Consider the following 20865-nt stretch of genomic DNA (forward strand, 5'->3'; position numbering starts at 1 on the left):
GTGGCTATGCAGCGTGCCCATGTGATCGGTCTCGGGAAGTCTGGCTGTGCGGCGGCGTTGCTGCTGCGGCAGCAGGGTTGGCAAGTCGAACTGAGCGATCGCAATCACCAAGCCACTGCTCCCCAAACCTTAGTTGAGGCTGGCGTTCAGCTGCGCCTCGGACAAAGTCTCGATCCGATTGCCTTGGGTTGGGAGCAACCGGAACAGCGCCCTGATTATTTGATTGTGAGTCCAGGCGTACCTTGGGATTTACCAGGTCTAGACCAGTCCCGAAGCTTGGGAATCAGCACCTTGGGTGAACTCGAGCTGGCTTGGCGCACCCTCTCCACTGTCCCTTGGGTCGCAGTCACGGGCACCAATGGCAAGACAACAACAACGGCGTTGATCGCTGCGATCTTTACTCAAGCCGGATTAAACGCTCCAGCCTGCGGCAACATTGGGCTAGCCGCCTGTGAAGTAGCGTTGCAACAGCAATCACCTGAGGCCAAGCCCCTGGACTGGGTCGTGGCTGAGGCCAGTAGCTATCAAATTGAGGCGGCAGCGACTTTAGCCGCCACGATCGGCGTCTGGACAACGTTCACACCCGACCACCTCAATCGCCACTACACCCTCGAAAACTATTTCGCGATCAAGGCCAGTCTGCTCGATCGCGCTCAGCAACAGGTGCTGAATGGCGATGACCCTTACTTGCGGGAGCGTGCGAATGCCACCAGCCGCTGGCCAGGCGCATTTTGGACCAGCACCCAAGGGGCAGCAGCATTACCCACAGGGCGCGATCGCGGCTTTTGGATTGAAGACGGCTGGGTGATCGATCGCGGCGATCGCCTCTTTCCGGTCGAACGCTTCAGTATGGTGGGCAACCACAACCAGCAAAACTTGCTGATGGCGGTGGCAGCTGCTCGGCTGGCAGGGATTGAAGCCCCAGCGATCGCTGAGGCAATGGCTGAATTTCCGGGTATTCCCCACCGACTGGAACGCGTAGCAACTTGGCAGGGCATTGACCTGATCAACGACAGCAAGGCCACCAACTACGATGCCGCTTGGGTGGGACTGCAAGCGGTACCGGGACGAACGATCTTGATTGCGGGCGGCGAAGCGAAGCAAGGTGACGACCAAGCATGGTTGGCGTTAATTCAAGCCAAGGCCAGTGCAGTGCTGCTGATCGGTTCGGCAGCGCCTCTCTTTGCGCGTCGCTTAGCGGAAGTGGGCTACACCGGCTTGGTAGCAGATGTGGAGACTCTCGATCGCGCCGTACCCCGGGCGGTGGAACTCGCCCAATCCCTAGGGGCGCAGCAAGTGTTACTCTCGCCTGCCTGCGCCAGCTTCGATCAGTATCCGAATTTCGAAGCGCGGGGTGATCACTTCCGCCGCTGTGCCCAGGCAATTACGCAAGGCTGAAGTGCTTAAGCCAGCGTTGCAGCTTGGGTCAGCCGACGATCGCACCAATCAGCGATTGCCGTTGTCACAACTTCTAAATCACGACCGAGCTCGCGGCTGGCAAACTGCGAAACATTGTCCAACCAGGTTAAGCCCGTTTGCTGCGGCAGCGTCTGACCAACAGGAGTGAGGTGGTTCCCCGACAGCCGCAGCCATTCACTGGTTTCTGGAAAGCGATCGCGCAGTGCCCCAATTAGATCGCGGGTCTGGTCAATCTCGTCGTTGCGGAACTTGACCAGCAGATTATGGGCGACGCTGTAGCGATCGCGGATCAGACGCAGGGTGCGGGCGGGTGAGGGCGAAAACTCGACCGTGACATCCAAGGCAGGCGCCAACTGACCCAATAGGGGAATCGAACGGCGGGCTGAATAGTTATTGAAGGCCAGCAAGACATTGCCGCGGCGATCACTCGTTTGTGCACAGCCCATCAAGAGGTGTAGCTTGCTGCCCATACTGTGTCCGACCCCAAAAACGGGCAGATCCGACGACAGCAAGTTCAAGGCCAAGAGCCGTTGGTAGGCTAACCGATAGCTGCGATCGACCTCATCCGCGAGGGTGGTGTGGTCAAAGGTATTGATAAATGGCGTCGCGATCACCGCAAAGCCGCGATCGCCTAGCCCTTCCAGCAAGCGTCGATAGGTGACTTGGGGCGCAGCCGCAATGAAGGCACCGCCCAGAAAGTGAACGATCGCCTTGGGCGACTCAGGCAAGAGCACAGCGTTGTCGTAGATCGTTTGCCAGAGCGGTGTTGCCATCGGTCAGGACTCCTCAGTGGACGGAGCAGGGCGATCGCTACTCCAGCTCCACCAACTGCAACCACAGCTGCAATGGTAAAACTCCTGCCATTTGCGGCGGCCATCGGAGCCATAGACAGGCGATCGGCGATTGATCCAGACCCTTACCGCTGCCCGTGGCGAAGCCTCACAGACTGGACAGGTAAAGGTTAGGGAGTGACGGGCAGTTTTGACCCACGGCGGTTGCTCGGCACTAAACGCATCAATCACGGCAGCGTTTTTTCCGATCTTAGCGATCGCGTTGAGCAACCGGAGACGGCTGGGATGGATCAACGGCAGCAAGCGACAGTCCCGAGGGCTGGATGGTCCCTAAACCCACACCCGCTAAGACCAGCAGACCGCCGACTAGGGTCAACACCGAGAGCGGTTCCTGCAACAACAGCGCTCCGATCGCACTGCCAAACACCGGCACGAGATTGATAAACAGACCCGCCCGGGCAGCTCCCAGCCGCTCGATTCCATTGGCATATAAGCAAAACGCCAGGGCTGTGCCGCCCAAGCCGAGGTAGGCGATCGCCGCAGTCGTCGTCAGTGATAGGTCGATTGGCAGCAGGACTCCCTGCCAAGCCCAAAGTCCGACCAGCAAGAGACTACCCCAGCAACAAGCACCAGTCGTCACTGTCAGGGGACTGAGCGATCGCAGTGCCTGCCGAGCCAGCAAACTGTAGACCGTCCAACAGAGAACACAGCCGATTAAGGCGAGATCCCCCCAGCCCGGAAGCGTCAATGCCCCAGCTTGCCGACTGCCCAAGAGGAGGACTGCCCCAATTAGCGACAGTCCCACGCCAGCCCACTGCCACGATCGCAGGCGATCGCCAGTCCAGAGCGCCGCACCCAGCGCGATCGCGGTCGGATTCAAGGCAATGATCAAGGCGGCACGACTGGCCGGAATCAGACTCAGGCCAATGAAAAACAGCCAGTTATAGAGGGCGATGCCACTGACGCCTAGGCCGAACAGCAACCCCTGCTGGCGGCGATTGAGACGGGGCCAGCGCTCTCGCTGCAGCATGATCAGCAGCAACACTGCTGTCGCCAGTAAGTAGCGACCACAGGCGACAGCCAAGGGAGAGAGTTGTTGGACTGCAATTCGCCCAGCGGTGAAGGTACCGCCCCAGAGCGCAGTCGCGATCGCCAGTTGCAACGAGACAGGAAGTTTCAAGGGTAAACCTGCGCAGCGGAGGCGATCGCTCTGATCATCGCCCATCTTGTTGATAAGCTGTGGACGCCGGCTGAGCTCCGGGCAGATGGCACCCCACCAGGACAAGGATGGAAGACCCTAGCTTGGCAGCGCTGCTGTCGGATCTGAAAGACACTGAACCCCAGGTGCGCGATCGCGCCACCCAACAACTCTGGCAGCGCTGGTATCGCCAAAAAGGCACCTACGGCTTCAATGAACTCCAACGCGCTGAGGTGCTGATGACCGCTGGCGAGATGGTAGCCGCAGAGCAACTTCTGAGTGATTTGATTCTGCAACTCCCAGATTTTGCCGAAGCGTGGAACCGCCGTGCTGTTTTGCATTACTTACAGGGTCGCTACTCTGAGTCTTTGTCAGATTGCGATCGCGTTATTGATCTCAACTCAGTTCACTTTGGTGCCTTACACGGTAAGGGACTGAACCTAGCGGCACTCGGACAGTATCGCGAGGCGATCGCTGCCTTTCGTGCTGCCCTCGAGATTCAACCCTACGCCCTGATTAACCAGCGCTTGATTTTGGAATGTACTGCTCGCCTGACCTAACCAATTTGGGACTGATTGCCGATCGCCAATCGAAAATCAGAAGAGCAGCACTATTCTCCCGTAATCAGAACTGGCTACAGGGATTTGTAGTAAACGCGATCGCAGCGCAGGGTGTGTACATCCGTCGCGGGTTGATAGCCCGCTGACTCGTAGAGACTCACCGCTTCCTTCAGTAGCGAACTGGTTTCGATCCAAACCTGCTGATACCCGGCCGTGGCAACAGCCTGCTCTAGCCGTTTGAGCAAAGCCCGACCCAGACCCTGCCCGCGCACCTCTGGCAAGAGATACATCTTGCGAATCTCGGCTGCGCTTATTCCTCGCACTGGCAGCGGATAAAAGGCCCCAGTCCCCACCAAGCGATCGCCCTGCTCCAGCACCCAAAAAGCACCGCCGGTCTGCCAGTAGGACTGCTCAACTTCCAGAACATCGCGATCGGCACCCTCCGGCTCCCAGCCCAACCCGTACTCTGCCAACACTTGCGCAATCAGTTGGGCGGCAACCTCGCGATCGCTTGGCTGCCAAGGTCGTAACGTCACTAAGCCTGCCGCGATCGCATCAGCCATCGTCAGCTATGAACCCGTGGCTCAGGGTGAAGGGTTCTCAAGAGCTGGCTTTCCAGTGCTGCTAATTCTTGCAGCCGCTCATCGACCTGCGATCGCGGAAAACGGTCTACGGCCAGCAGCCAATAGGCACCGAAATGTCGTGCCTCTGAGGCCATCAAGGCCCGATAGAAACTCGCGATCGCCGCATCGGGCAAATGCGCCGCGAGTAATCCCAAGCGCTCATGGCTCCGCGCTTCGATCAAGGCTGCAATCAACAGCTGATCCAATAGGCGATCGGGTTCCGTCCGCCGAATAGCCGCATGCAGACCAGCAGCATAGGGCGGGGCTGGCAACGCTTGCAGAGGAATCCCCTGGGCTTCCAACAGAGCATTGACCTGCTCGAAATGCTCGAGTTCTTCGCGGGCGATCGCAGTTAAAGTGCGTACCAGCTTGGCATCACTGGGATAGCGACTGATCAAACTCAGGGCAACGCCAGCCGCCTTCCGCTCACAGTGGGCGTGATCGAGCAGAACCGTTGGGAAATAGGCCAGTGCCTGCTCAATCCAAGCTTGAGAAGTCGGCTGCTGCAAAAAGCGAATCGTCGCTGGAGCATCGGGCAGAACAGTTGTGGTCATACGGCTTTGACAGCCTGTAGGTGGTTGATGATCGCCCGCAGTCCCAGCTGATAGCTGTCTGGGCCAAAACCACAAATCTGGCCGAGGACGACCGCTGCCAAGTAGGAATGGTGGCGGAAAGACTCGCGCTGATGGATGTTGCTGAGGTGCACCTCAACCGTTGGGATTTGAGTACCGGCGATCGCATCACGAATCGCCACGCTGGTATGGGTGTAGGCACCGGCATTGATCACCAGCCCATCTTGCTCACCCCGCGCCGCATGAATCGCGTCAACCAAAGCGCCTTCATGGTTACTTTGCAGGATAGAGACTGCTGCCCCAAGACTCTGTCCAAGCTGAACCAGATCGGTATTGATTTCAGCCAGTGATGTTTGACCGTAAATCGTTGGCTCTCTCAGCCCCAAAAGGTTGAGGTTAGGGCCATGCAAGACAAGAATTTTCAGCAAAGCTCAAAAATTAGCGGCGATCGCGCACAGGAACAGGAATAGGCTCGGGCTCAGGCTGGGCTTGGGGACCAAACAGCGCTTCGATCAACCGCCGTGCCAAATCTTGCAGGCGATCCAGAATTTGATCCACTAATCCCATGCTGTGCTTGCCCCATACAGGTTTTCAAGAACAGACCCTGCAACAGCAGGCGTTGCTACTGATGATAGCGAATCGATCTCGCCCGCTTCAAGTCAGCGATTTGCCCCAGAAAATTTCCAGAAAAACTGGCAATCCTCTGTGGCCTGTGCTTAAATGTCTTCTTGTGGAAAGCTTGGGTCGATGCCCGAGTGGTTAATGGGGGTGGACTGTAAATCCACTGGCTATGCCTACGCTGGTTCGAATCCAGCTCGGCCCACCTTTCCACTGCCCTTATAGCTCAGCGGTAGAGCACTCCCTTGGTAAGGGAGAGGTCACGAGTTCAAGTCTCGTTAAGGGCTCTGAAAACTTTAATGATTCAGCTCGAAGTGATACCTGTCGAGATTGACTGAGTTTTAATCTTGTTTTGAATCGACGGTCAGTAAACGCTATCGATAGCTGGGCGATTGCCAAAGCTGTCCTGAGCAAATTTGACCAGAGCGCCAAGAACGACAGCGGCATGGTGGACGCCCAACCCTCGACAATGGAAAGGCTGTCCAAGAAACCCTCAACCAGTTGCAGAGTTGCTGGTTGGGTCTCGGGCTGCAATTTCGGTCCCCATCAGGTCTTGATATCCGCTTGCTACGGCCTACTCCACAACAACAAGCTGTCATCGATCATGAGCAGGGACGGGCAGTCGTCGTTGCCGTGGCGGGGGCTGGCAAAACCACGACGATCGCGAGGCGCATTGGGCGCTTGGTGCACCAAGTCGAAGTCCCACCAGAGCGGATTCTAGCCACAACCTTTAACCGCTATGCCCGCAGTCAGATCCGCGAGAAGCTGGACCATCTGACTGTGCCGGCAGGGGTAGCAGTGCGAACCCTTCATGCCCTGGCGCAGCAAATTCTCAAGCTCGAAGCTGATCCTTGGCCCTTGGCGGCAGACGGGGAAATGCGACGGCTGTTCTACGACATGCAGTCTGCGATTCGGCAAGGCCGTCTCGATCTACCGACGGATCTCAGCAGTACGGAGCAACGCCAGATTGCGGACTTGACTGAAGACAGCTTCCTTAACTATCTGGGCTATCTGAAAGGTGATCTGCGCTTCAGTGCTTGGCAATTTGAACAGCTGCCTCCAGCCTTGCAGGCCGTCGCCACACTGGAAGTTTGGCCGGAGTCACAGCGTTGGCTGAACATCTGTGTTGATGCTTTTGAGCAATGCCGCCAAGACGCACGGTTACGCAGTTTTGACGATCTGTTGGTCGATGCCTGTCGCTTGCTCTGTGCCGATCTCGGCATTCGTGAGCGAGTGCGATCGCGCTTTGACTTCCTGATTGTTGATGAATATCAAGACATCAATCGCGCCCAAAACCTTATCATTTCTGTCTTGGATGAAGCCCAGCAGAACCTGATGGTGGTTGGGGATGATGACCAAACGATTTATGAATGGCGTGGTGCGCGGCCCCAGTTGATTTTGGATAAATTGCGCGATCGCCAGTGGGTGCAATACACCCTTGATCGCAACTTCCGATCGCGTGCGCCCCAGCTCCTGCTGGCCAATGCCCTGATTCGCCACAATCGCCTGCGATCGCCCAAGCAACTCCAGGGCACCAAGGCTTGGCAACATCACTGTGAGTGGCGATCGTTCCCGTCCGGTTCTGCCCAAGCGGCGGCGATCGCCAAGCAAATTCTTGAGTATCGCGATCGCGGCAAGCCCTTGTCTGATCTAGTGATTTTGATTCGCACCTATGCCCAAACGCCGCTGATTGAACAACAGCTAATGGCAGCACAACTGCCCTACGTGATCCCCGGTAGCCAGCCGTTTTATCTACGGCGGGAAGTCAAACTACTGCTGGCCTACTTGGAGTTTGCAGAGGCGGAGCGCAACCGTGTCCGGAACGGTCTGACGCCCACGAACCGCGATCGCTACGACCAGTTATTCCGCGAAACATCGAGTCGCCCCAGCCGCTATCTCAAGCGACCAGAGCTGCTTTCAATGCTTCAAGAAGCCTTGGACAATCCTCATTTGCCCTTGGCGACGATTGTCAGTCAACGCTGTCGCGATCGCCTGGGCCGCAACCGATCGCTGCAACGCTGGTTGGATTACCTTGGCTGGGTGTTGGTGGCTCAACCCAGTTCTGCCGCCGCCGCAATCGCCAAACTGGAGCAGCTTCTCGATCTGCGCCGCTGGATTATTGATAGCGATATCTCGCCGGAAAGTGGGGCTCAAAAAGCCCTGATTATTGATGCGCTGCAAGCTTTTGCGGGCGATCGTGATCTCCAAAGTTGGCTGCAGGAAATGGCCACTCTGCAAGAACAGTCGCCCCTGTCTGATGAAGGCAGTGGCGTCAATCTCCTGACAGTGTTTAAAGCGAAGGGACTGGAATGGGACACCGTTTTTATTCCTGATCTGGATGCAGGCATTTATCCCTTTGGGGCTAGCCGAGAGAGTGAATCAGGTGCCGGGCGCAACAGCTTTGATCCACTCGCAGAAGTTGTCCTCGATCGCAGCTTGCAGGAAGAGGAGCGCCGCATTTTGTACGTGGCTCTAACGCGATCGATCAACAATTTGCACCTTTCCTCCGCCACCACGCAGCGATCGCCCTTTTTGCAAGAAGCGCAGATCAGCAAGATCCAAACACGCCTGCCACGATTGCGAGCCCTTGCGACCGGCCAACTCCAACAACTCAACGATCGCCAACGCAGTCAACTGATTCACATCGATCTTGCGTTCTGTGCCCAGCAACGCCTGCATGAAGTATTGGTGACCAGCCTGCGCCAACTCCCTCCTCAAGCGATCGCCCAGCACTGTCACATGGTTCAGCAGTGGATTCAGGATGCTATCGAAAGCGATCGCCCACCCCTGCGATCGGAACTCATCCAGCAGTTTTGGGCCGAGATTACCGCCGAGTTGATGCCGCAGCAGTCTTAACCCGGCTGCAGTGGCAACAGTCTGAAGCAGCTGTTTTCAACTGCCCTTAGCGATCCAACGACTGCTGGCGTAACCGCACCGATTCTGCATGCGATTCCAAGCCTTCAGCGGTCGCCAGAACATCGACTGCTCGCGCCACCCGTTGCAACGAGGCGGCGGTGTATTCAATCAGGCTAGAGGACTTGAGGAAGGTTTCCACACTCAGGGCTGAGGCATAGCGAGCTGCTCCCGAGGTTGGCAGGGTGTGATTGGGGCCAGCGACATAGTCACCGATCGCTTCTGGCGTCAGAGAGCCGAGGAAGATCGCCCCCGCATGGCGAATCTTTTCAACGAGTGCCCAAGGATCTTCGACTTCCAGTTCCAAGTGTTCGGGCGCAAACTGATTCGAGAGCTTCACGGCTGTCTCCAGCGAGTCCACCACGATCGCAAGGCCGTAGTGAGCGATCGCTTTTTCGGTGACCAACCGGCGCGGATGATCCTGCAGCTGCCGTTCGACTTCGAGGCTGACCTGCGTTGCCATCTCTAGATCGGGCGTGATCAAAATCGCCGCTGCCAGCGGATCATGTTCTGCCTGAGCGAGCAAATCCGCAGCAACCCAACGCGGGTTGGCACTGCGATCGGCAATGATCAGCACCTCAGAAGGCCCTGCCAAGGAGTCAATGCCGACGGTGCCATAGACCAATTTCTTAGCCAGCGTCACATAGATATTGCCGGGGCCGCTGATCACATCAACCTTGGGAATGGTCGCCGTGCCGTAGGCCAAAGCTGCGATCGCCTGTGCTCCACCCACACGGTAAATCTCTTCAATCCCAGCCTCTTGTGCCGCGACAAGAACAGCCGGGTTCAAGCTGCCATCCGGCCCTGGTGGCGTGGTGATCACCACCCGTTCCACTCCAGCGACCTTGGCAGGAACAGCATTCATCAGCACCGTGCTGGGATAAGCTGCTCGCCCACCCGGTACATAGAGACCAGCACGGTCGACAGGGGTATAACGCTTGCCCAACACTTCACCATCGGCCCCAAACTGGACCCAGCTTTTGGGTACGCGCTGACGGTGAAATGCCTCAATTTGACGATGGGCTAACCGGATCGCATCAAGGAGGTCTTTAGGAATTTGCTGATAGGCCGCATCTAGCTCGGCGCCACTGACCCGCAGGTTCTCGGCTTGCAACGCAAAACCATCAAATTCTTGGGTGAATTCGATCAGAGCGGCATCGCCGCGACGCTGCACCGCTTGGACAATCTCCCGAACGCTGGCTTCACGGTGGACGACGGCATCATCATGGGTGCGATCGCAAATTCGCTCAATTTCAGCCTGAGCTTCAGCGAGGTGAGAAACAATTCGCAGCATGACCCCATCCAGCAGCGGAACCCAGAGTGGCAAGGACTCTCGAAGGATGAAAACTTCTCAATCTTGAGCCCGAAAGTCCTTTCAGCTTATCGCGAGTCCCAATTGGGCGACTCTCAGCGATTGCGATTACCCTGTCAGCACAATCTCCAAAAACCTGATATGATCGTTGACTGTGCGATCTACAACAGACGGATTTTCTGAGCTGTGGCTAATATCAAGTCTGCCATCAAACGTGTCCAGATCGCGGAGCGCAACCGCCTCCGCAATAAGGCCTACAAGTCAGCAGTCAAAACGCTGGTCAAGCACTGCTTCACGGCCTTCGACGCCTATGCGGCAGACCCCAACGAAACCGCCCGCCAAGCAGTGAACGAACGCCTCTCGGCGGCCTACAGCAAAATCGACAAAGCGGTGAAACGCGGCGTTCTGCATGCCAACACCGGTGCGCGCAAAAAAGCTCGTCTTGCCAAAGCCTTCCACCTGAAGGTTGACCCCCAAGCCTAGACCGCGATCGCCCCTCACTGTAGGGCTATTGCTGTTCACTGTTGCTGGGATTGTCGACCTCACTCAATGCAGCTCGTCGATACTCACGTTCACCTCAATTTCGACTGCTTCGCGGCAGAACTAGATGCCGTGGCTGATCAATGGCGCCAAGCGGGTGTGACTCGCTTGGTGCATTCCTGTGTTACGCCGGCGGAATTTCCACAACTGCAAGCGATCGCTGATCGCTTTCCAGAAGTGTCGTTGGCAGTGGGCCTGCATCCCCTTGATGTAGAGCTTTGGCAGGATGACACGGCTACAGAAATTGAGGCTTTGGCGCGGGCTGATCGGCGGGTTGTGGCGATTGGTGAGACGGGCTTGGACTTTTTCAAGTCCGAAGACCACGAGCATCAGTACGCTGCGGTGGAAGCCCAGTTAGCAATCGCGCGATCGCTGGATCTGCCAGTGATTCTGCACTGCCGTGAGGCAGCGACAGCCATGGCCCAAGTCCTGCGATCGCAGCAGTCCCAGCCCGGGCCCCTGAGAGGGGTGATGCACTGCTGGGGCGGCACGCCGGAAGAAACCCGCTGGTTTTTGGATCTCGGGTTTTACATCAGCTTCAGTGGCACCCTGACGTTTGGCAAAGCCGAGACGATTCGCGACTCGGCTCGGCTCGTGCCCGGCGATCGCCTGCTGATTGAAACCGATTGTCCGTTTCTAGCGCCAGTTCCCAAGCGGGGCAAGCGCAATGAACCGGCTTTCGTGCAGCATGTGGCGGCTCGGATGGCTGAAGTCCGTTCCGAAACTCTGGAAGCGATCGCGGCAACTACCACCCGCAACGCTTTCGAACTGTTCCGTTTACCGACTGCTCTACCGCAAGTTGCTTAATCCTTAAGCAATCAGCAAGGGTTGTCAAAGACCGTTACAATTGTAGATTCGCGCTTCGGCGCTAAACGACCGAGGAGACGCATGGCTGAGCAAACGCAACTCGCTCCCGCTGCCTTCCATTTACCTGATCTTGTTGCCATTCAACGGAATAGCTTCCGTTGGTTCCTAGAAGAAGGACTAATTGAAGAGCTAGAAAGCTTTTCACCGATCACAGATTACACCGGTAAGCTTGAGCTGCACTTCCTCGGTAAGCAGTATAAGCTCAAGCGCCCGAAGTACGACGTTGATGAAGCAAAACGGCGCGATGGCACCTACTCGGTGCAGATGTATGTACCGACGCGCCTGATCAACAAAGAGACGGGCGAAATTAAGGAGCAGGAAGTCTTTATTGGCGATCTGCCTCTGATGACCGACCGCGGCACCTTCATCATCAACGGTGCTGAGCGGGTGATCGTCAACCAAATCGTCCGTAGCCCTGGGGTTTACTACAAATCAGAGCGCGATAAAAACGGTCGTCTCACCCACAATGCCAGCCTGATCCCCAACCGTGGGGCATGGCTGAAGTTTGAAACCGATAAAAACGGGCTGGTTTGGGTTCGGATTGACAAGACCCGCAAACTCTCGGCTCAGGTGTTGCTGAAAGCCCTCGGCCTCAGCGACAACGAGATCTACGACAAGCTGCGTCACCCCGAGTACTACCAAAAAACGGTTGAGAAGGAAGGCCAGTTTAGCGAAGACGAAGCGCTGATGGAGCTGTACCGGAAGCTGCGCCCGGGTGAGCCTCCGACCGTTTCGGGCGGTCAGCAATTGCTGGAGTCGCGCTTCTTTGACCCCAAACGCTACGACTTGGGTCGCGTGGGTCGCTACAAGCTCAACAAGAAGCTCGGTCTCAACGTTGCTGATACGGTTCGGACGCTGACTTCCGAAGATATCCTGGCGGCGATCGACTACCTGATTAACCTCGAGCTGGATTTAGGCGGCTGTGAGGTGGATGACATTGACCACCTCGGCAACCGTCGCGTGCGATCGGTTGGAGAACTGCTGCAAAACCAAGTGCGGGTTGGTCTGAATCGCTTGGAGCGGATCATTCGGGAACGGATGACGGTGTCGGATTCCGACAGCCTCTCGCCGGCCTCGTTGGTCAACCCCAAACCGCTGGTGGCTGCGATCAAAGAGTTCTTTGGTTCCTCACAACTCTCGCAGTTCATGGACCAAACCAACCCCTTGGCGGAGTTGACCCACAAACGGCGTCTGAGTGCCCTCGGTCCCGGTGGCTTGACACGGGAGCGGGCTGGCTTTGCGGTGCGGGACATTCACCCCAGTCACTACGGCCGGATTTGCCCGATTGAAACGCCGGAAGGCCCGAACGCGGGTCTGATTGGTTCCTTGGCGACCCACGCCCGTGTCAACGACTACGGCTTTATTGAAACGCCGTTCTGGCGCGTCGAAGAAGGACGGGTGCGCAAGGACTTGGCGCCGGTCTACATGACTGCTGACCAAGAAGATGACCTGCGGGTGGCTCCGGGAGACGTGGCCACGGATGATGCAGGCTACATCCTGGGAACCACAATTCCGGTGCGTTATCGCCAGGACTTCACCACCACGACATCGGAGCGGGTGGACTACGTTGCGCTGTCGCCGGTGCAAATCATCTCGGTTGCAACGTCACTGATTCCTTTCTTGGAACACGATGACGCCAACCGTGCCCTAATGGGCTCGAACATGCAACGGCAGGCGGTGCCGCTGTTGCGGCCAGAGCGGCCTTTGGTCGGGACAGGTCTGGAGCCCCAAGCGGCCCGTGACTCAGGGATGGTGATCACCAGCCCGGTCGACGGCACGATCTCCTACGTCGATGCCACTCACATTGAAGTGACGGCTGACACGGGTGAGAAGTATGGCTACTCCCTACAGAAGTACCAGCGCTCGAACCAAGACACCTGTCTGAACCAGCGCCCGATCGTGTTTGAAGGCGATCGCGTTCAACGGGGTCAGGTGATTGCTGACGGTTCTGCCACTGAAAAAGGTGAGCTGGCCCTGGGGCAAAACATCCTCGTCGCCTACATGCCTTGGGAAGGCTACAACTACGAGGACGCGATTCTGATCAGCGAGCGGCTGGTCTATGACGACGTCTATACCTCGATCCACATCGAAAAATTCGAGATTGAGGCTCGTCAGACCAAGTTAGGCCCTGAGGAGATTACCCGCGAAATTCCCAACGTTGGCGAAGATGCCCTGCGTCAACTCGACGAAAACGGGATCATCCGCGTCGGCGCTTGGGTTGAGTCCGGCGACATCTTGGTCGGCAAGGTAACCCCCAAAGGCGAATCGGATCAGCCGCCGGAAGAGAAACTGTTGCGGGCAATCTTTGGTGAGAAAGCGCGGGATGTCCGCGACAACTCGCTGCGAGTCCCCAACGGTGAGAAAGGCCGCGTCGTTGATGTGCGTCTCTTTACCCGCGAGCAGGGTGATGAGTTACCACCGGGCGCCAATATGGTCGTCCGGGTCTATGTGGCTCAAAAACGCAAGATCCAAGTCGGCGACAAGATGGCCGGCCGCCACGGGAACAAGGGGATCATCTCGCGGATTCTGCCCTGCGAGGATATGCCCTACCTGCCGGATGGCACCCCGCTGGACATCGTTCTCAATCCCCTGGGTGTGCCCTCGCGGATGAACGTCGGCCAGGTGTTCGAGTGCATGCTCGGCTGGGCAGGTCAGCTACTCGATGCCCGCTTCAAAGTCACTCCCTTTGACGAGATGTATGGGGCAGAAGCCTCGCGCTTGACGGTCAACGCCAAGCTGTCTGAGGCTCGGGAGCAAACACGACAGCCGTGGGTCTTCAGCGATGATGAACCCGGCAAGATCCAGGTTTATGACGGTCGAACTGGTGAGCCCTTCGATCGCCCGGTGACGGTGGGTCGAGCTTACATGCTCAAACTGGTGCACTTGGTCGACGACAAGATCCACGCCCGTTCAACGGGTCCCTACTCCTTGGTTACCCAGCAGCCCCTTGGTGGTAAAGCCCAACAAGGTGGTCAACGCTTCGGGGAGATGGAAGTGTGGGCCTTGGAAGCCTATGGCGCAGCCTACATCCTGCAAGAGTTGTTGACGGTCAAGTCAGACGATATGCAAGGGCGGAATGAAGCCCTCAATGCGATCGTGAAGGGCAAAGCGATTCCACGCCCGGGTACGCCAGAGTCCTTCAAGGTGTTGATGCGAGAGTTGCAATCGCTCTGCCTCGACATTGCGGTCTATAAGACCTCGACCGAGGACTATGAAGAAGACAAAGAAGTGGATCTGATGGCCGATGTCAATCAACGTCGGACTCCCTCGCGCCCGACCTACGAGTCAATGTCGGTTGGTGACATTGATGATGATGACGACTAAGTCGTGAGCGATCGGGGATGGTCTTGAAGTCGGGGCCATCCCCTTGCTAGCGGCGATCGGTCGCTAGCCAAGATTGAGCCAAAGCAGTCTGCCAGTAATTTCGCGAAGAGGGTCAAGATGGCGAAGCAGGAACAGCGGTTTGACTACGTCAAGATCGCACTTGCCTCACCGGAGCGCATCCGGCAGTGGGGCGAGCGCACGCTGCCCAACGGTCAGGTAGTCGGTGAAGTGACCAAGCCGGAAACCATCAACTACCGGACGCTGAAGCCGGAGATGGACGGGCTGTTTTGCGAAAGAATCTTTGGTCCAGCCAAGGATTGGGAATGTCACTGCGGTAAGTACAAACGGGTTCGGCACCGTGGCATTGTCTGTGAACGCTGCGGGGTAGAAGTCACGGAGTCGCGGGTGCGCCGACACCGGATGGGCTTTATCAAACTGGCTGCTCCGGTCGCCCACGTTTGGTACCTGAAAGGCATTCCCAGTTACATTGCCATTCTGCTCGATATGCCTCTGCGGGATGTGGAGCAGATTGTCTACTTCAACTCCTACGTTGTTCTCGAACCTGGTAATCACAGCGAGTTGCAATACAAGCAACTGCTGAATGAAGACCAGTGGATGGAGATTGAGGATCAAATCTACGCTGAGGACTCTCAACTCGAAGGAATTGAGGTCGGCATCGGTGCAGAAGCCCTACAACGCCTGCTGCAAGATTTGAACCTCAACGAGGAGTCAGAGAAGCTCCGGCAGGAAATTGCGGAGTCGAAGGGTCAAAAACGCGCCAAGCTGATCAAGCGCCTACGGGTGATTGACAACTTCATCGGCACGGAATCTCGGCCGGAATGGATGGTGCTCAATGTCATCCCGGTTATTCCGCCGGACTTGCGCCCAATGGTGCAACTCGATGGTGGCCGTTTTGCGACGAGTGACCTCAACGACCTCTATCGCCGGGTGATCAACCGCAACAACCGGTTGGCTCGTCTGCAGGAAATTCTGGCTCCTGAAATCATCGTCCGCAATGAAAAGCGGATGCTGCAGGAAGCTGTCGACGCTCTGATCGATAACGGGCGACGTGGCCGTACCGTGGTGGGTGCGAACAATCGTCCGCTTAAATCCCTCTCCGACATCATCGAAGGGAAACAGGGTCGCTTCCGGCAAAACCTTCTCGGTAAACGGGTTGACTACTCTGGTCGTTCTGTAATCGTCGTCGGCCCCAACCTGAAGATTCACCAGTGTGGTCTGCCGCGGGAGATGGCGATCGAGCTGTTCCAGCCGTTTGTGATCCATCGCCTGATCAAAAACCACAGCATTAACAACATCAAACAGGCCAAGAAACTAATTCAGAAAAACGATCCCTTGGTCTGGGATGTGTTGGAGGAGGTGATCGAAGGACACCCCGTGATGCTCAACCGGGCACCGACGCTGCACCGTCTGGGTATCCAAGCCTTTGAGCCGATCTTGGTAGAGGGTCGTGCGATTCAGCTGCATCCCCTCGTCTGCCCTGCGTTTAACGCTGACTTCGACGGCGACCAAATGGCGGTTCACGTGCCGCTGTCGATCGAAGCGCAGGCCGAAGCACGCATGCTGATGCTGGCTTCTGGCAACATCCTGTCGCCAGCAACGGGGCAGCCGATCGTCACGCCCTCGCAGGATATGGTCTTGGGCTGCTACTACCTGACAGCCGAGAATCCCAATGCCCAGAAGGGAGCCGGTCGCTACTTTGCCAATCTTGAAGATGCGATTCGAGCCTTTGAACAGGGCACAGTCGATCTCCATGCCTGGGTCTGGGTCCGCTTCGACGGTGAAGTGGACAGTGACGGCGAAAGCGATGAACCCGAGTCAGTGGTCACGGCGGATGATGGCACCGTCACGAGAACTTACCGCTATCGACGCGTTCGCGAGACTGCTGACGGACAGCGTCTATCGCAGTACGTGAAAACCACGCCAGGTCGCATTCTGTTCAACAACACGGTCCAGACCGCATTGGTTCACTAGTGTCTAAGAGGCCTGCCGACAGGCCTCACCCGTTTCAAGTTGTCTTGTCCCCGAGCATTACGCAAGAACCATGGCAGAAGCGAAAAGCACGCCGATTTTCCGCAACCGGGTCATCGATAAGAAACAGCTGAAAAAGCTAATCGGCTGGACCTTTGCTCACTACGGGACCGCCAAGACGGCTGTGGTTGCCGATGACCTCAAGGCTTTGGGATTCCGCTACGCCACCCGCGCCGGTGTCTCGATTAGTATTGATGACCTCAAGGTGCCAGGCTCGAAAGCCGAGCTGTTGGAATCTGCAGAGCAGCGCATTCAAGAGACCGAAGATCGCTACACCCGCGGTGAAATTACCGAGGTGGAACGCTTCCAGAAAGTAATCGACACTTGGGCGATTACTAACGATGAGCTGACCGAACGTGTTGTTAAAAACTTCCGCGAATCCGATCCGCTCAACTCCGTCTACATGATGGCGTTCTCGGGCGCCCGGGGGAACATTTCCCAGGTGCGGCAGTTGGTGGGGATGCGGGGTTTGATGGCGAACCCCCAAGGCGAGATCATTGACTTGCCGATCAAAACTAACTTCCGTGAGGGATTGACCGTTACGGAGTACATCATCTCCTCCTACGGTGCCCGGAAAGGTCTGGTGGATACGGCGCTACGGACGGCTGACTCGGGCTACTTGACCCGCCGCTTGGTTGACGTCTCGCAGGACGTGATCATTCACGAGGAAGACTGCGGAACCAGTCGTGGTTTGCTCGTGGAAGCAATGACCGATGGCGATCGCATCTTGATTCCGATCGCTCAGCGTCTGCATGGTCGTGTGGCTGCGGAGTCCGTGGTGAATCCGACGACGGGTGAAGTACTTGCCGAAGCTGGTCAGGACATCGATGAAGGGCTAGCCAATCGCATTGAAAAGGCCGGAATTAAAAAGGTCAAAGTGCGATCGCCTCTGACCTGTGAAGCAGCGCGATCGGTTTGCCGGAAGTGCTACGGCTGGAGCCTTGCCCACGCCCAAATGGTGGACATGGGCGAAGCGGTTGGGATTATTGCGGCTCAGTCAATTGGTGAGCCCGGTACCCAGCTGACCATGCGGACTTTCCACACGGGTGGGGTGTTCACCGGTGAGACGGCGCGTTTGTTACGGGCACCCTCTGCAGGCACGATCAAGCTCGGCAAAAAAGCTCGGACTCGTCCCTATCGGACGCGGCACGGCGAAGAAGCCCTGCTTGCTGAGGCCAACTTTGACCTCGTCCTAGAAGGCAAAGGCCGTAAGGAGACTTTTGCGATTCTGCAAGGCTCAACGCTGTTTGTGAACGATGGCGATAAAGTCACAGCAGAGACGATCTTGGCGGAAGTACCGGTCAGCGGTCGAACCAAACGGACCGTGGAGAAAGCCACCAAGGACGTGGCAACAGATTTGGCTGGTGAAATTCGCTTCCAAGACATTGTTCCGGAGGAGAAAACCGATCGCCAAGGCAACACCACCCGAATTGCCCAGCGCGGCGGCCTGCTCTGGGTCTTGGCAGGGGATGTCTACAACCTACTGCCTGGGGCAGAACCGACCGTCAAGAACGGCGATCGCGTCGATGTTGGTGACGTTCTCGCGGAGACCAAGCTAGTCACCGAGCGTGGTGGCACCGTACGGATGGGTGAGGACAACAGCACCAGCACCCACCGAGAAGTCGAAATCATCACCGCATCGGTGGTGTTGGATACTGCCACAGTCAAAGCTGAAGCTAGCCAAGGACGTGAACACTATGTGATCGAAACCAAGGCTGGACAGCGATTTAACCTGTTGGCTGCTCCGGGCACGAAAGTGACTACCGGCCATGTCGTGGCGGAGTTAATTGACAGCCGCTATCGGACGCAAACCGGTGGCATCCTCAAGTACTCCGGCGTGGAGATCTCCAAAAAAGGTCGGGCCAAGGCCAAGCAGGGCTACGAAGTCACCAAAGGTGGCACCCTGCTCTGGATTCCGGAAGAGACCCACGAAGTCAATAAAGATATTTCGCTGCTGAACGTTGAGGACGGTCAGCTAGTCGAAGCCGGGACCGAAGTCGTCAAGGACATCTTCTGTCAGACGACAGGGATCGTCTCAGTGACCCAAAACAACGACATCTTGCGGGAAATTGTGATCAAGCCCGGGGATGTTCATGTGCTGGATGACCCGGACACCGCGGCGAAGTACGACGAAGGTCGCTTGGTCAATGCGGGTGAGGAGGTATTTCCGGGCTTAACTGCGGAGCAGTTGGTCTGGGCCGAGGCCGTCGATGGAACTGATGGCCCCTTGCTCCTCCTGCGACCCGTGCAAGAGCTGGTGATTCCCGATGAACCGCCGGTGCCTAGCCAAGACTCGTCCCAAGAGTCGAACAGTCGCTCAATTCGCTTACGCGCGGTTCAGCGTCTGCAGTTCCAAGATGGTGAGCGGATTAAGTCAGTCGAAGGTGTTGACCTTCTGCGAACTCAGTTGGTGCTGGAATCTGAAGAGGGATCTTCGCAACTCTCAGCAGACATTGAGCTGCTGCCAGATAACAAAGATCCGGAAACCCTGCGGCTGCAACTGGTGATTATTGAGCCGGTTGTGATCCGTCGCGATGTCGCTTCTGACACGACCCATGGCAGCACCCATACGGAGCTACGGGTCAAAGATGGTCAGAAGGTGAAGCCGGGTGCTGTCATTGCCTGCACCCAAATTCAGTGCAAGGAATCCGGGATTGTCCGAGGCATCCAAGAAGGTAGCGAAGCAGTTCGTCGCCTCTTGGTTGAGCGGGAGCGGGATTGCATCACACTCGATCTCGATGTTAGTGCTGCTACGCAGCTGCAGCCGGGCTCTTTGATTGTGGCTGGCACCCAGCTAGCAGATGGCATCATTGCCCCTGAATCAGGTGAGGTGCGCTCGATCGCTCCGGGTCAACTGCAACTGCGGATTGCGCGTCCTTACCGTGTCTCGCAGGGTGCCGTGCTCCACGTCGAAGACAAGGGTTTGGTGCAACGGGGCGATAACTTGGTGCTGCTTGTGTTTGAGCGGGCCAAAACCGGTGACATCATCCAAGGTCTACCGCGGATTGAGGAGTTGCTGGAAGCTCGGAAGCCGAAGGAAGCCTGCATTCTGGCCCGCCGTCCGGGTGTTGCCCACATCAACTACAGCGATGACGACGCGATCGACATCCAAGTCATTGAGGCAGATGGAACCCAAGCCGATTATCCGGTTGGCCCCGGTCAGCCACTGATCATCAGTGATGGGGAAACCGTGGATGCAGGTCAAGCCCTGACTGATGGTCCTGCAAATCCCCATGATTTGCTGGAAATCTACTACGACTATTTCCGCGAGCAGTTTGGTAACGATTACGAAGCTGCTCTCGAGAGTCTGCGTCGGGTGCAAGCGCTGCTGGTGAACGAAGTGCAGTCGGTTTATCAATCGCAAGGGATTGATATTTCGGACAAACACATTGAAGTCATCGTGCGGCAGATGACCTCTAAAGTGCGGATCGACGATGGCGGCGACACCATCATGCTGCCGGGCGAGCTGCACGAGCTGCGCGAGGTCTACAACTCCAACAACACCATGGCCCTGACGGGTATGGCTCCGGCTCAGTTCACACCGGTTCTGTTGGGGATCACCAAAGCCTCGCTCAACACCAACAGCTTCATTTCGGCGGCTAGTTTCCAAGAGACCACACGGGTACTTACGGAAGCGGCGATCGAAGGCAAGTCCGACTGGCTGCGCGGTCTCAAAGAGAACGTGATCATCGGGCGTCTAATTCCGGCTGGCACGGGCTTCAAAGCCTACGAAGAGTCGCTACTGACCGATGTGGACAGTGGCTACGACGATCGCGTCTACGATGACGACCTAGCCGACGTGGTGATCGATGATCGGGCTGCTCGCAGCTACACCCTAAACGAAGGCCGCGACTTTAGTCGCTCCATGACCTTTGCAGAAGGGGAGTCGATGATTCTCGACGACGGTGATGAGCTGATTGATGACAGCAGTGCCAGCCGTCGCAACTTTGTGGATGTTGACGAAGACTAGTCACCATCGCGCAACTTGAAGTGACAAGAGGGGGCGATCGCCTCCTCTTTTTTTGAATCAGTTGACAACTTGGGCGATCGATATCCCAAAGGGATCCAATCGCCAGTAA

Annotated in this window: 16 protein-coding genes and 2 tRNA genes; 10 read left to right on the forward strand and 8 right to left on the reverse strand. The window is 56.9% G+C overall.

The features are described 5' to 3' along the window. Positions 1-6 precede the first annotated feature (6 nt). A complete protein-coding gene (murD, locus tag DOP62_RS02960) occupies positions 7-1398 on the forward strand; it encodes a UDP-N-acetylmuramoyl-L-alanine--D-glutamate ligase (protein ID WP_208676972.1) in 1392 nt (463 codons plus the stop codon). A gap of 5 nt (positions 1399-1403) precedes the next feature. On the opposite strand, the gene DOP62_RS02965 is transcribed toward murD, so the two are convergent. Genes DOP62_RS02965 through DOP62_RS02975 form a run of 3 tightly spaced genes read right to left on the reverse strand, consistent with a single transcriptional unit; the run spans position 1404 to position 3435 of the window. Further along, on the reverse strand, positions 1404-2192 hold the full coding sequence (locus DOP62_RS02965) for a DUF1350 family protein (RefSeq protein ID WP_208672738.1): 789 nt from the start codon (positions 2190-2192) through the stop codon (positions 1404-1406). Positions 2193-2195: 3 nt separating this feature from the next. Beyond that, positions 2196-2513, reverse strand: a complete 318-nt coding sequence (locus tag DOP62_RS02970) for a hypothetical protein (protein ID WP_261789762.1) — start codon at positions 2511-2513, stop codon at positions 2196-2198. After that, complete coding sequence (locus tag DOP62_RS02975; protein WP_261789761.1) at positions 2461-3435, reverse strand: DMT family transporter; 975 nt, start codon at positions 3433-3435, stop codon at positions 2461-2463. The genes DOP62_RS02970 and DOP62_RS02975 overlap by 53 nt, the downstream gene beginning before the upstream one ends. Positions 3436-3497: 62 nt before the next feature. Between DOP62_RS02975 and DOP62_RS02980 the strand changes: the two genes are divergently transcribed. Next, complete coding sequence (locus DOP62_RS02980) at positions 3498-3968, forward strand: tetratricopeptide repeat protein (RefSeq protein WP_208672735.1); 471 nt, start codon at positions 3498-3500, stop codon at positions 3966-3968. 74 nt (positions 3969-4042) lie between these two features. On the opposite strand, the gene DOP62_RS02985 is transcribed toward DOP62_RS02980, so the two are convergent. Genes DOP62_RS02985 through DOP62_RS03000 form a run of 4 tightly spaced genes read right to left on the reverse strand, consistent with a single transcriptional unit; the run spans position 4043 to position 5730 of the window. After that, a complete protein-coding gene (locus tag DOP62_RS02985; RefSeq protein WP_208672733.1) occupies positions 4043-4531 on the reverse strand; it encodes a GNAT family N-acetyltransferase in 489 nt (162 codons plus the stop codon). A gap of 2 nt (positions 4532-4533) precedes the next feature. Next, positions 4534-5145: a tRNA-(ms[2]io[6]A)-hydroxylase gene (locus DOP62_RS02990; protein ID WP_208672731.1), complete on the reverse strand. Its 612-nt coding sequence runs from the start codon at positions 5143-5145 to the stop codon at positions 4534-4536. Further along, the gene (gene aroQ, locus DOP62_RS02995) at positions 5142-5591 is read right to left on the reverse strand and encodes a type II 3-dehydroquinate dehydratase (protein WP_208672729.1); all 450 of its coding nucleotides are present in this window, start codon (positions 5589-5591) and stop codon (positions 5142-5144) included. The genes DOP62_RS02990 and aroQ overlap by 4 nt, the downstream gene beginning before the upstream one ends. A gap of 10 nt (positions 5592-5601) precedes the next feature. Beyond that, positions 5602-5730 carry a DNA topoisomerase I gene (locus DOP62_RS03000; protein ID WP_208672727.1) on the reverse strand — a complete coding sequence of 43 codons (129 nt, stop codon included), beginning with the start codon at positions 5728-5730 and terminating at the stop codon, positions 5602-5604. Between the two features lie 174 nt (positions 5731-5904). On the opposite strand from DOP62_RS03000, the gene DOP62_RS03005 reads away from it, so the two are divergent. The 3 genes from DOP62_RS03005 (at position 5905) to DOP62_RS03015 (ending at position 8637) form a co-directional block, all read left to right on the forward strand. Then, positions 5905-5986, forward strand: a tRNA-Tyr gene (locus tag DOP62_RS03005). A gap of 10 nt (positions 5987-5996) precedes the next feature. Continuing rightward, positions 5997-6068 (forward strand) — tRNA-Thr (locus DOP62_RS03010). Positions 6069-6297: 229 nt separating this feature from the next. Then, positions 6298-8637: an ATP-dependent helicase gene (locus DOP62_RS03015; RefSeq protein WP_261789760.1), complete on the forward strand. Its 2340-nt coding sequence runs from the start codon at positions 6298-6300 to the stop codon at positions 8635-8637. Positions 8638-8683: 46 nt separating this feature from the next. Here the strand turns inward: DOP62_RS03015 and hisD are convergent, their stop codons facing one another. Further along, positions 8684-9988, reverse strand: coding sequence for a histidinol dehydrogenase (hisD, locus tag DOP62_RS03020; RefSeq protein WP_208676966.1), 1305 nt, complete (start codon positions 9986-9988; stop codon positions 8684-8686). 204 nt (positions 9989-10192) lie between these two features. Between hisD and rpsT the strand changes: the two genes are divergently transcribed. From rpsT to DOP62_RS03045, 5 genes are all read left to right on the forward strand, one after another. After that, the gene (rpsT, locus tag DOP62_RS03025) at positions 10193-10489 is read left to right on the forward strand and encodes a 30S ribosomal protein S20 (protein ID WP_011244815.1); all 297 of its coding nucleotides are present in this window, start codon (positions 10193-10195) and stop codon (positions 10487-10489) included. Between the two features lie 66 nt (positions 10490-10555). Continuing rightward, on the forward strand, positions 10556-11353 hold the full coding sequence (locus DOP62_RS03030) for a TatD family hydrolase (RefSeq protein WP_208672725.1): 798 nt from the start codon (positions 10556-10558) through the stop codon (positions 11351-11353). Between the two features lie 81 nt (positions 11354-11434). Next, positions 11435-14737 (forward strand): DNA-directed RNA polymerase subunit beta, encoded by a 3303-nt coding sequence (gene rpoB, locus DOP62_RS03035; protein WP_208672723.1) that lies wholly within the window; start codon positions 11435-11437, stop codon positions 14735-14737. A 117-nt stretch (positions 14738-14854) separates the two neighbouring features. Beyond that, on the forward strand, positions 14855-16729 hold the full coding sequence (locus DOP62_RS03040; protein ID WP_208672720.1) for a DNA-directed RNA polymerase subunit gamma: 1875 nt from the start codon (positions 14855-14857) through the stop codon (positions 16727-16729). Positions 16730-16799: 70 nt separating this feature from the next. Then, positions 16800-20756, forward strand: a complete 3957-nt coding sequence (locus DOP62_RS03045; RefSeq protein ID WP_208672718.1) for a DNA-directed RNA polymerase subunit beta' — start codon at positions 16800-16802, stop codon at positions 20754-20756. The last annotated feature ends 109 nt before the right edge of the window (positions 20757-20865 follow it).

This window comes from Synechococcus elongatus PCC 11801, from assembly GCF_003846445.2.
Taxonomy (GTDB): Bacteria; Cyanobacteriota; Cyanobacteriia; order Synechococcales; family Synechococcaceae; genus Synechococcus; species Synechococcus elongatus_A.

Coding starts and splice junctions, on each gene's coding strand:
- DOP62_RS03030 (WP_208672725.1), top strand. CDS start 10,556: ATGCAGCTCGTCGATACTCACGTTCACCTCAATTTCGACTGCTTCGCG.
- DOP62_RS02975 (WP_261789761.1), bottom strand. CDS start 3,435: ATGGGCGATGATCAGAGCGATCGCCTCCGCTGCGCAGGTTTACCCTTG.
- DOP62_RS02990 (WP_208672731.1), bottom strand. CDS start 5,145: ATGACCACAACTGTTCTGCCCGATGCTCCAGCGACGATTCGCTTTTTG.
- DOP62_RS02965 (WP_208672738.1), bottom strand. CDS start 2,192: ATGGCAACACCGCTCTGGCAAACGATCTACGACAACGCTGTGCTCTTG.
- DOP62_RS03000 (WP_208672727.1), bottom strand. CDS start 5,730: ATGGGATTAGTGGATCAAATTCTGGATCGCCTGCAAGATTTGGCACGG.
- DOP62_RS02980 (WP_208672735.1), top strand. CDS start 3,498: ATGGAAGACCCTAGCTTGGCAGCGCTGCTGTCGGATCTGAAAGACACT.
- murD (WP_208676972.1), top strand. CDS start 7: ATGCAGCGTGCCCATGTGATCGGTCTCGGGAAGTCTGGCTGTGCGGCG.
- rpoB (WP_208672723.1), top strand. CDS start 11,435: ATGGCTGAGCAAACGCAACTCGCTCCCGCTGCCTTCCATTTACCTGAT.
- DOP62_RS02985 (WP_208672733.1), bottom strand. CDS start 4,531: ATGGCTGATGCGATCGCGGCAGGCTTAGTGACGTTACGACCTTGGCAG.
- DOP62_RS03040 (WP_208672720.1), top strand. CDS start 14,855: ATGGCGAAGCAGGAACAGCGGTTTGACTACGTCAAGATCGCACTTGCC.
- hisD (WP_208676966.1), bottom strand. CDS start 9,988: ATGCTGCGAATTGTTTCTCACCTCGCTGAAGCTCAGGCTGAAATTGAG.
- DOP62_RS03045 (WP_208672718.1), top strand. CDS start 16,800: ATGGCAGAAGCGAAAAGCACGCCGATTTTCCGCAACCGGGTCATCGAT.